The organism is Cyanobium sp. BA20m-14 (genome assembly GCF_024346295.1).
Genome location: NZ_JAGQCR010000181.1, coordinates 1 through 6,689, shown reverse-complemented (window position 1 = coordinate 6,689; position 6,689 = coordinate 1). Strand labels below are relative to the sequence as shown.

Annotated in this window: 12 protein-coding genes and 1 pseudogene; 6 read left to right on the top strand and 7 right to left on the bottom strand. The window is 60.4% G+C overall.

From position 1 onward, the window contains the following. Window positions 1-987, top strand: a pseudogene (locus KBZ07_RS14435) (elongation factor 4); the annotation flags it as partial. Between the two features lie 82 nt (window positions 988-1,069). On the opposite strand, the gene KBZ07_RS14430 reads toward KBZ07_RS14435, so the two are convergent. The 3 genes from KBZ07_RS14430 to KBZ07_RS16515 form a co-directional block, all read right to left on the bottom strand. After that, on the bottom strand, window positions 1,070-1,210 hold the full coding sequence (locus KBZ07_RS14430) for a DUF4351 domain-containing protein (RefSeq protein WP_254932261.1): 141 nt from the start codon (window positions 1,208-1,210) through the stop codon (window positions 1,070-1,072). 19 nt (window positions 1,211-1,229) lie between these two features. Continuing rightward, a complete protein-coding gene (locus tag KBZ07_RS14425; RefSeq protein ID WP_254932260.1) occupies window positions 1,230-1,424 on the bottom strand; it encodes an Rpn family recombination-promoting nuclease/putative transposase in 195 nt (64 codons plus the stop codon). Between the two features lie 81 nt (window positions 1,425-1,505). Next, window positions 1,506-1,655, bottom strand: a complete 150-nt coding sequence (locus KBZ07_RS16515; RefSeq protein WP_396124111.1) for a hypothetical protein — start codon at window positions 1,653-1,655, stop codon at window positions 1,506-1,508. Between the two features lie 281 nt (window positions 1,656-1,936). Here KBZ07_RS16515 and KBZ07_RS14420 point away from each other — a divergent pair, with 281 nt between their 5' ends. The 5 genes from KBZ07_RS14420 to KBZ07_RS14400 all read left to right on the top strand — a co-directional run bounded on the left by KBZ07_RS14420 (window position 1,937) and on the right by KBZ07_RS14400 (window position 4,739). Continuing rightward, window positions 1,937-2,404, top strand: coding sequence for a hypothetical protein (locus KBZ07_RS14420; RefSeq protein WP_254932259.1), 468 nt, complete (start codon window positions 1,937-1,939; stop codon window positions 2,402-2,404). Beyond that, window positions 2,401-2,808 (top strand): hypothetical protein, encoded by a 408-nt coding sequence (locus tag KBZ07_RS14415; protein WP_254932258.1) that lies wholly within the window; start codon window positions 2,401-2,403, stop codon window positions 2,806-2,808. Before KBZ07_RS14420 ends, KBZ07_RS14415 begins: the two co-directional genes overlap by 4 nt. Continuing rightward, a complete protein-coding gene (locus KBZ07_RS14410) occupies window positions 2,795-3,307 on the top strand; it encodes a GspH/FimT family pseudopilin (RefSeq protein WP_254932257.1) in 513 nt (170 codons plus the stop codon). Before KBZ07_RS14415 ends, KBZ07_RS14410 begins: the two co-directional genes overlap by 14 nt. Continuing rightward, entirely contained in the window at window positions 3,304-3,846 is a 543-nt protein-coding gene (locus tag KBZ07_RS14405; protein ID WP_254932256.1) for a prepilin-type N-terminal cleavage/methylation domain-containing protein, read from the top strand. The genes KBZ07_RS14410 and KBZ07_RS14405 overlap by 4 nt, the downstream gene beginning before the upstream one ends. A 146-nt stretch (window positions 3,847-3,992) precedes the next feature. Then, entirely contained in the window at window positions 3,993-4,739 is a 747-nt protein-coding gene (locus KBZ07_RS14400) for an N-acetylmuramoyl-L-alanine amidase (protein ID WP_254932255.1), read from the top strand. Between the two features lie 97 nt (window positions 4,740-4,836). Here KBZ07_RS14400 and KBZ07_RS14395 read toward each other — a convergent pair whose 3' ends face one another. The 4 genes from KBZ07_RS14395 to KBZ07_RS14380 form a co-directional block, all read right to left on the bottom strand. Beyond that, window positions 4,837-5,118 carry a Txe/YoeB family addiction module toxin gene (locus KBZ07_RS14395; protein ID WP_254932254.1) on the bottom strand — a complete coding sequence of 94 codons (282 nt, stop codon included), beginning with the start codon at window positions 5,116-5,118 and terminating at the stop codon, window positions 4,837-4,839. Beyond that, window positions 5,109-5,366, bottom strand: coding sequence for a type II toxin-antitoxin system Phd/YefM family antitoxin (locus KBZ07_RS14390; RefSeq protein WP_254932253.1), 258 nt, complete (start codon window positions 5,364-5,366; stop codon window positions 5,109-5,111). The genes KBZ07_RS14395 and KBZ07_RS14390 overlap by 10 nt, the downstream gene beginning before the upstream one ends. 212 nt (window positions 5,367-5,578) lie before the next feature. Then, window positions 5,579-5,752 (bottom strand): hypothetical protein, encoded by a 174-nt coding sequence (locus KBZ07_RS14385; RefSeq protein ID WP_254932252.1) that lies wholly within the window; start codon window positions 5,750-5,752, stop codon window positions 5,579-5,581. Window positions 5,753-6,457: 705 nt separating this feature from the next. Further along, on the bottom strand, window positions 6,458-6,689 hold a 232-nt coding region (locus KBZ07_RS14380), incomplete at its 5' end, for a hypothetical protein (RefSeq protein WP_254932251.1).

The following is a 6,689-nucleotide window of genomic DNA, read 5'->3' as shown; positions in this document are numbered from 1 at the left end:
GTTGGCGACACCATCACGCTGGCATCAAACCCTGCCGCTGAGCCGCTGCCCGGTTACACCGAGGCCACGCCCATGGTGTTCTGCGGCCTGTTTCCCACCGATGCTGACCAATACCCTGATTTGCGCGAAGCCCTAGACAAGCTGCAGCTCTCTGATGCCGCGCTCAAATATGAGCCGGAAACCAGTAGCGCCATGGGCTTTGGTTTCCGTTGTGGCTTCCTCGGCTTGCTGCACATGGAGATCGTGCAGGAGCGGCTGGAGCGGGAATACAACCTTGATCTGATCGTTACTGCGCCATCGGTGATCTATCAGGTGAACATGCTCGATAACACCGTCATGATGGTGGATAACCCAGCTACCCTGCCCGACCCGCAAAAGCGTGAATCCATAGAAGAGCCCTATGTGAAGCTTGAAATTTATACCCCGAATATCTATAACGGCGCTTTGATGGAGCTGTGCCAGGAGCGGCGCGGTGAATTCATCGATATGAAATACATCACCACCGATCGGGTAACCCTCCACTACGAGATGCCGCTGGCCGAGGTGGTTACAGACTTCTTTGACCAGATGAAGTCGCGCACCAAGGGTTATGCCTCAATGGAATACAGCCTGATCGGCTACCGCAAAAATGAGTTGGTACGTCTTGATGTATTGATAAATGCCGAAAAGGCCGATCCCCTCACCACGATTGTGCATCGCGATAAGGCCTACAACGTAGGCAAGGGTTTGGTGGAGAAACTCAAGGAGCTGATCCCCCGTCAGCAGTTCAAGATTCCAATCCAAGCATCAATCGGTAGCCGCATCATTGCTTCCGAAAGCATCAGCGCCATGCGTAAAGATGTGCTTGCCAAATGCTATGGCGGTGACATCTCCCGCAAGAAAAAGCTGCTCCAAAAGCAAGCCAAGGGCAAAAAGCGCATGAAGGCAATGGGCAAGGTTGATGTGCCCCAAGAAGCCTTCATGGCCGTGCTCAAGCTGAATCAGTAAGGATCTGCTGGTCGGGGTGATTTCTGGGGTAGATGGGTCTTAAAAGCTTTGTCTCCTGAAATCTGTACAAGCTGTACGGAATTCAGGGGAGCGCAGCGAACCAGGCGGCCAGGTCGTCCTGTCCATGAAAATCGAGCAGGGCTTCCGCAAGGGCCTCGATCTGGGCGGTGATGCCGCCCATGGCGCATGCCTCCGGGATAGATCGGGTTGGAAAGCGTCTCACCAAGATAGGGGCGATCACATCATCGAGCGTCGAGTCGATATTCGCGCTCTTTCAGTGCTGGTGCTGAAAAGGTGTAACCGGCGGCGTCAGCAGGAAGCCCCTCAACTTGCGAGAGGATCCGGTTGGGATTGTTTTGGAACTGCTTAAGGAGTTTGTACAGCTGTACAAACTCCTTAAGAGTGCGGACAGAAAGGCCGATAGCCACGATCTCCATGTGGATCTGGTTTTGAGGAAGTCTTCGACAGTGCCTGTGCGTCAACAGCCCTAGGTGCCAGCACCAATGGCAGCGCTGTGGCTAACGGCGATCGCTTGTTATCTCATTTGGCTGCTGAGTACTTAACAAGTTGAGCGAGGAGTAGCCGGTGCCGAAATTATCCGGCGACAGCTCGATGCCCGCGGCGCGTAAGGCCTGGAGATTTGCTTTGGTGGTGGCGGAGCGATCCAGGATGCCCAGCAGCAGTCGGTGTCGTTGATTGCTTTCAACTTATCTACATCAATAAACAGCACCGCAAGGCGGCTCAATGAAATGGCGCCGCCGCTTCAGCATCACTTTGGCGCGCATCAGCAACACCGCTACCAGAACAACTGCCAGAACAACTGCCGTGAGCAGCAGCAGAGCTAATAGCAATTTCAAGGATTTTGCTGCCCGTGGGAACACTGATCGGGTCGTTGTACGCCAGGTGCCCCATGGCCCGGTTCCCCCGTTCTTTAGCTAGCCCTCCTCCCATGGCGGCTGGTTTTCTGTTGCCCCTCTCTGCCACAGCCTCGCTGCTGCTTGTGCTCAGTAGCGTTTCGCTCCAGGCGGCGGCGCTGCAGGCCCGTAGCCAGGTGCAGGCCGGCCAGCGGTTGCGGCAGGCGGAAGATCAGTTGATGTCGGCGGCCCAGCACCTGCTGGCGGCGCCAGCTACCCCCGTCGAGGGCCAAACCGGCCAGGTGGGCCCGGTGGCCTACCGCTTGGTGGCTTTTGACGGCCCCCATTGGGATGGCGCCCTTGCGGCCGGCGGCCTGCAGCGGGGCCGAGCTGCCGCCACCTTGGAGCTGCAGCCCACGGCGGAGCAGCCCCGTGCCCTGCGGGCGGCCTATGGCCTGGAGCTGTCCCGCACCCTTACCCCTGAAGGCACCGGCAGCCAGCAGCTGCTGGCAGTGCGGGAGCTCGGTTTGCGTGGCCGCACCAGCAATGGGGTGGCGCCATGAACTTGGTGGAGGCGATGGTGGCTTCGGCGATGTTTGTGACCTCGTCGAGTTGCTCCTTGCAGTTGTGGTCGGGCAGCGTCAGCTGGGCGCGCCAGGCGGAAGCGCAGCAGCAGCAGGCTGCCCAGCTGGAGGCAGCGCTCCTGGCTAGCCAGGCCCAGCTCACGGCCCTGGCAGGCACAGCGATTGCCGCTGATTGCACGGCCGCCAGCAGCTGGCTTGCGGCCCATTTGCAAAGCCTGCCCAGTGGCGAGGGCCTCGTGCGCCAGGTGAGCGCCGAGCCCGGAGCCCTGGTGCGGGTGGCGGTTAGCGACGCCAATGGCCTGGAGCGCCAGCGCTGGCTCAGCCCGGCGGCCTATGGGCTGTGCGGTGCCCACCCCCCGGAGCAGGGCGATGCAACGACCTGACTCAGGCTTCAGCCTGCCCGAGCTGCTGGTGACGGTGAGTGTGCTGGGCTTGCTGGCCAGCCTGGCCATAGATGGCGGCCAGCGCAGCCTGGCGCGGATGCGGGTGGAAACCACCAGCCGGCGGCTGGGTTGGGGCTTAGAGCAGGCGCGCCGCCAAGCCCAGAGCCTGGGCCAGCCCTGCGCCCTCGAGCTGGGCCCCAGCGGTTGGCGCCAGCCCAGTGGCGGCAGCCTGCCCGGCTGCGGCTTGGCTGATGTTGAGCTTCAGCCCAATGAGGCCACCGGGGTGGCTATCGGCTCCAATTTCCCTGGGGCCTTGCGTTTCAGCAGCAACGGCCTGGTGCTTGATGGCGGCACGGTGGTAATCAGCGCAGCGGGCACGGATCTGCGCCGTTGTTTGGTGATGTCGCTGCCGCTGGGGGTGGTGCGGCTGGGCCGCTACGAGGGCGGGCAGGGCGATTCGCCCAGCAGCAGCGCCTGCCGGGCCGAGGAGGCGTTGTGAAAGAGGAGCAAGGGTTTTCGCTGGTGGAGTTGCTGCTGGCCCTGGCGATTGGTTGCGGCCTCAGTGGCGTGATCCTGCAGGCGCTGGTGGCGGAGGGGGCCACGAGCCAGCGCTTTGGCCGGCTGCTGCGGGAGCGGGCTGTGGCCCAGCGCACCCTGGAGCTGGTGCGCGGTGATTTGCTCCAGGCGCGGGGCTTGGCCGATCCCGCCGGGCTGGCGCCGGCCTGCAACCTGGCGGGCCGCAGCGTGGTGCTGCATTTGGATACTGCCTCTGGCCCGATCACCTATTCATTGGGTAAGCCGGCTGAACCGATCTGGCGGGGCAAGGTGCTGATGCGCTGCGGACCGGCCTACGGCCTGCATGGCGAGCTGGGCAGCGGCGCAGCCCAAAACCGGGTGGTGCTCGATGCGTTGGCGGCCAGCGATGGCTTCCGGGCCCAGCCCTCTGGTGCGGGGGTGCTGCAGCTGCAATTGGCGCAGGCCTGGGCCGATGGGGGGCGGCTTAGCTCCCGCTTGCCGGTGGCCATTGGGGCAAATTAAGGAAGCTGCCTGAAGCCTGGTTTACCGGTGATGTCTGCCACCATCTACCTGCACTGGACGGCCACCCCCTGCACAGCTATGGCGCCGACCTGCCCGCCCACACCTGGCGGCGTAACACCAATGCAGTAGCTCTCAGCTGTGCCTGCATGGGCGGCCGGCCTGATCCTTGGAGCATCCCGCCCGCCAAGCCCCAGCTCGAAGCCCTCTGCCAGGAGGCTGCTGCCGTAGCCCGCAGCCGGGGCTGGAGTGCCGATCAGATCAGCGTTCAGCGCGTGATGACCCACGCCGAGGCGGCCGCCAACCGCGACGGCCGCGTGATGCACGACAACTACGGGCCGGTGATCTGGGGCGGCACCGGTGAACGCTGGGATCTGCTGCAGTTGGAGAAGGGCGGTCCGCCTACCGGTGGCGAGCAGCTGCGCGAGCGGGTGCGTCAGCTCCTGAGTGTGGAGGCCGCTTCGGGGCCAGCGCCCCTGCAGTTCCGCCGTACCGACAGCATTGAGGCTCGCGGCTTGCCGCTGGCCACCGAGATCGATGCCAATGGCAGCAGCTGGGCCCTGGCCACTGCCCTGCTGGAGCGCTATGAATTGCCCTTCCAGTGGGATGCCAGCAATCGCCGCATCCTGGTGGGTGCCCTTGATGTGGTGCCGCGCTTTCAAGACGATGCGGTGCAGGCCTCGGTGGGCTGGCCCTTGTTTGAGATGACCCTCGAGCGCAGCACCGCTCCGGTGATCCTGGGGGCATCGTGCGCCAGGACCGCGCCTGGTGCCGGGTGCTGGAATTTGCCGAGGAGCTTGGCATCAGCGCGGCCTACGACCCCTTCCGCCTGCTGGAGCGGCGGGGTGGTTGAAAACCGGCCAGGGGGTGGGAGGGGTGCTGAAAGCCCTCCCTAATTATGTACAGACTGTACAAAACTAGACAGACCACGCTGGCTACAACCCAACCCAGGCAGCCCTTCAGTACGCGCATTGCGTTGCCCCGGAGCCAAAATTAAAGACGAATACCCTGCAGCAGCAGCCAGTAGTGATGCCGGAGCTGGGCGATCAGCAGGTCGCCCGCGCTGATGCAGTAGACGATGCGATGTTCAGCGTCGATGCGCCGCGACCAGTAGCCGGTTAAGGCATGACGAAGGGGCTCGGGTTTGCCGATCCCCGTGAAGGGATCTCGGCTGATCTCGTTGATCAGTCGGTTGATGCGCTGCTGGATCTTGCGATCGTGTTGCTGCCAGTGCATGTAGTCCTCCCAGGCCTCTGGGGAGAAAATCAGTCGCACGGCAGTAGATCGTGTTCTTCTCCGCCACCGCTGTTTAGGCAGGCGATAGAGCGGAGCAGGCGCTGGGCGTTGGCAGGACTGCGCAGGAGAAAGGTGGTTTCTTCCATTGCCTTGTAATCGGCCAGGGAGAGCATCACGACGGCGGGCTCGCCGCGGCGTGTGATCACTACTGGTTCATGGTTTTCACACACCTTGTTCATCGTGCCCGCCAGATGGGCACGGGCGGTGCTGTAAGAGATCGCGTCCATCGGCTTTAAGCCCTGCTAGCAGACGTACGTCTTATTGTACTGCTCTTGCGGGGATCAACCCGTGATCGAGCGCACGCGGCACTGGGCGCCGTCGGGACTAGCAGTTTTATAGATAACGCCGTTTGAATCCTGCACGCGGATTCGATAGGTCGGTTGACGGGCATTAGTGGTGTCCACCTCAAAATCGACTACGCCTCGCACCACCAGGGCATTTAGTTTTTTTTAGCCAGTAGGCCGCAGTTTTGGGGCCGGTTTAGCTCACCCACGATGCGGGTGACCCCTGTTTCAGCTGCATCTCGCGCATCGCTGCTGTCGCGCTGAAAGGCGGCACTGATCACGCCATCGCTGGCACGATCGGCCAGCATTAGGCCGCCCAGCAGCACCATCAGCGATGGCTACCAACACCAGGGGTAGGGAGAAGACTTCTTTTTTTGGGGAGGGCTCTGTTGGGGTGGCGGGGCGGGATTTTCACCCTGGGGATCAGGGGATGGCTTGCTTCAGGGTATGCAGAGAATTTGGGATTGACTTTGGTAGTGGTGGCAAACTTGATTTGCCGAGGGGTGGATAGCTGCTTTGCGACTTAGGCAGCTCTGTTGGATGCATCGACATCGTGAAAGCTGCAGGCGCAAACCCACTTGGCGCTCAAACAGCTCCCCTTGGAGAGCTAAGCATTGCCAAGACTGTAGTTTCAAGATTTAGTTGAAGCTCAAAAATACCGAAAAGAAGGAATGCATTAACGGCATAAAATTTGTGGGCGGACTGTTATATTTGTTGGCATTTGAAAGGGGAAGCTTGTGGCTCAAAGCTTCTCGATTCCCTGCTGGTCAGAGACTTATTAAATGCCAAAAAAATTGATTATTGACCATTTAAGCTCCAGATGCTTTTCTGATTAAAAATTTTGTTTGTAATGGAATCGGTAGGTGACCCAATGCAAAGGCCTGACTGTCAGGGCAGGCAGGCCATGAATGCGACAGAATAATTATTGATAGCAGGTATGATTAGTGAGTTAATTCTCGAATAAGTGGAATTAGCTTATTAATATTAAGGCAAGGTGGGGTATAGTTGATTTAACATTTAGGAGGTGCATGTAGCTATTTTGCTGCTGGTGTGGTTAGTCTTGTTGAGCCGTTGGTAAAAACTGTTGCTACGGCTTCAGTGGCGATACCATCAATGGCAACTGCAGTGAACACGCTATCTGCCCCGGAGGCACACGTTCCGGTCGCTGCTCCTGCCGCTGTGGTTTCGGTGTTGAAGGCGGTTATTTCCGCTGCAACACCAGACACAAGCACCGCTGCGCATGCACGGGCTGCTGACAACGCATTT

What these genes read in the sequence shown, in the direction of transcription:
- KBZ07_RS14425 (WP_254932260.1), bottom strand. Translation starts at nt 1,424, where the DNA reads ATGGAGATCGTGGCTATCGGCCTTTCTGTCCGCACTCTTAAGGAGTTT.
- KBZ07_RS14420 (WP_254932259.1), top strand. Translation starts at nt 1,937, where the DNA reads ATGGCGGCTGGTTTTCTGTTGCCCCTCTCTGCCACAGCCTCGCTGCTG.
- KBZ07_RS14415 (WP_254932258.1), top strand. Translation starts at nt 2,401, where the DNA reads ATGAACTTGGTGGAGGCGATGGTGGCTTCGGCGATGTTTGTGACCTCG.
- KBZ07_RS14410 (WP_254932257.1), top strand. Translation starts at nt 2,795, where the DNA reads ATGCAACGACCTGACTCAGGCTTCAGCCTGCCCGAGCTGCTGGTGACG.
- KBZ07_RS14400 (WP_254932255.1), top strand. Translation starts at nt 3,993, where the DNA reads ATGGGCGGCCGGCCTGATCCTTGGAGCATCCCGCCCGCCAAGCCCCAG.
- KBZ07_RS14390 (WP_254932253.1), bottom strand. Translation starts at nt 5,366, where the DNA reads ATGGACGCGATCTCTTACAGCACCGCCCGTGCCCATCTGGCGGGCACG.
- KBZ07_RS14385 (WP_254932252.1), bottom strand. Translation starts at nt 5,752, where the DNA reads ATGGTGCTGCTGGGCGGCCTAATGCTGGCCGATCGTGCCAGCGATGGC.